The organism is Paratractidigestivibacter sp. (genome assembly GCF_052362415.1).
Taxonomy (GTDB): Bacteria; Actinomycetota; Coriobacteriia; order Coriobacteriales; family Atopobiaceae; genus Paratractidigestivibacter.
In genome coordinates, this window is the sequence record NZ_DAWEMK010000057.1 from 1 (window position 1) to 2,041 (window position 2,041).

Genomic DNA, 2,041 nt, shown 5'->3' on the forward strand with positions numbered 1-2,041 from the left:
GCTCCATGACGTCGCGGAACACGTTCGCGGCGGAGTCTGACGCGAGGTACGGGATGCCGTTCAGGCCAACGTAGACGAGCACCTGCGGATCTTCGGCGTTCGCGAATCCGCACAACGAGGCGACGAAGTGGGCCTCTTTGTAGCCGCCGTTCTCGTCGGCCTGCTCACCGGTGCCGGTCTTGCCGGCGATGTCGTAGCCCCCGATGGCGCCGTTGACGCCGGTGCCGTCGGTCATGACGGCGCGCATCATCTCGGTCTCCGTGTCGGCGGTCTGCTTGCTTATGATGCGTTCGCCGACCGGCCAGTCGACCTCATCGCCGCCCTTGGACACAAGGAAATGCGGCGTTGTGGGGACTCCGTCGTTGGCGACGGCGCCGAACGCGCGGACGATCTGGACGAGCGGGATGGCGAGCGACTGGCCGAACGCCATGGAGCCCGCGGTCGAGCCGTCGTAGTCGTCGTAGCCCCTGACGATTCCCGCCGCCTCGCCGGGGAAGTCGATGCCCGTTTTTTGGCCGATGCCGAATTTCTGGACCCCGTCGGCGAAATTCTTCGAGCCGATGACGTTCTGCACGTAGTAGGCCATGGCGACGTTGGAGGACTTGGCCAGCGCCTGCTCGACCGTCATGTCCTCGGAGTAGTCGCGGTTGTCGTCGTCGTGCACGACGTCGTCGCCGACGAGGACCTCGGCGGGGATGTTGAAGGTGGTGTCCTTGGTGAGGGTCCCGGTCTCGAGGCCGATGGAGGTCGTGAGGACCTTGAAGACCGAGCCGGGCTCGAACGAGTCGCTCACGAGCTTGAGGTTGAGCGCCGAGGCGTCGGCGAGGTTCGAGAAGTCGGGCAGCGGGGTCGAGGCAGCGGCGTAGACCTCGCCGGTCTTCGGGTCGGTAACCATGACCGAGCCCGACTCCGCCTCGTAGGTCTTGGCCCCCTCCGAGATGATGGACTCGCACTCCTCCTGCAGGTCGATGTCGATGGAGAGCACGATGTCGGTGCCGTTGCGCGCCGCGATGGTGTCCGACACGCCGCCGGCGATGGGCGTGCCGTTGCGGCTCGCCTCGTAGACGCGCTGGCCATCACTGCCCTTGAGGACGTCGTCGTAGTAGTACTCGAGGCCCGAGAGCGCGGCGCCGTCTTGGTTCACATAACCGAGGATCTGAGCGCAGGTCGTCCCGTAGGGGTAGACGCGCTTGGTGTTCGACTCGTAGTAGACGCCCGAGAGGCCCTTGTCCGAGAGCTCCTGCGCCACCTGGTCAGCCTTCGAGACGTCGACGCGCTTCGAGAGGTACGCGTAGCGGGTGCCCGTGCGGGTCAGCGCCTCCAGATAGGTATCGCGGTCGCCGCCGAGGACCTCGACGAGCACGTCCGCGATGTCGTCCGCGGCGCCGTCGGTCGTCTGGGAGGTCTTGCCCTTCTCGTTCTTGACGGTCTTCATGACCGTCGTCGGGTCGCAGACGATGTCCTTGCAGTCGACGCTGATGGCAAGGACGTTGCCGTTGCGGTCGTAGATGGTGCCGCGCTTGGCGTTCAGGGTGACGACGTTCGTCCGGCGGTCCTCGGCACGCTTGGCGAGCCTGGGCCCGTCGACGACCTGGATGTAGACGAGCCGGAGGAACACGATGACGAAGGCCGCGGCGGCCAGGGCGATGAGTATGCGCATCCTCCCCTCGCCCGTCCCCATATTGGGGCCGTCCGAGGTTCTTCTGCCGTAACGCGAACGCGAGGCCTCGTCATACGAGGCCTCGGGGGCGCGCGACCCGCTTTCGCGGCGATATGAACCGTTATCTCTTCTCACAAGGAAGAAGTCTACGACAGGGAACCGTCCGCGACGGCCGCGTCCGCAGACTGCGCAGCATCACCAAAAGCCGTCGCGGCCTGCTGGGAGCCGTCGGCGGAGCCGAGGGCCGCCTCGATCGCGGACGCGATCCCGGAGGCGTCGGTGTCGTTGGGGTCGCCGGAACGCTCCGCCGCGGCGGAGGCCTCCTGCTGCTGGGCGGCGGCTGCCGCCGACTCGGCCTGGGCCTGCTGCTCGGCTGCGGCC

General features: G+C 67.0%; 2 protein-coding genes. Both read right to left on the reverse strand.

Going from position 1 to position 2,041, the window contains the following annotated elements; all coding sequences use genetic code 11:
* Positions 1 to 1,660, reverse strand: a 1,660-nt coding sequence (locus ACT84W_RS06755) for a peptidoglycan D,D-transpeptidase FtsI family protein (RefSeq protein WP_444328653.1), incomplete at its 3' end; no start/stop codon positions are given.
* A 146-nt stretch (positions 1,661 to 1,806) separates the two neighbouring features.
* Positions 1,807 to 2,041, reverse strand: a 235-nt coding sequence (locus tag ACT84W_RS06760; RefSeq protein WP_444328654.1) for a hypothetical protein, incomplete at its 5' end; no start/stop codon positions are given.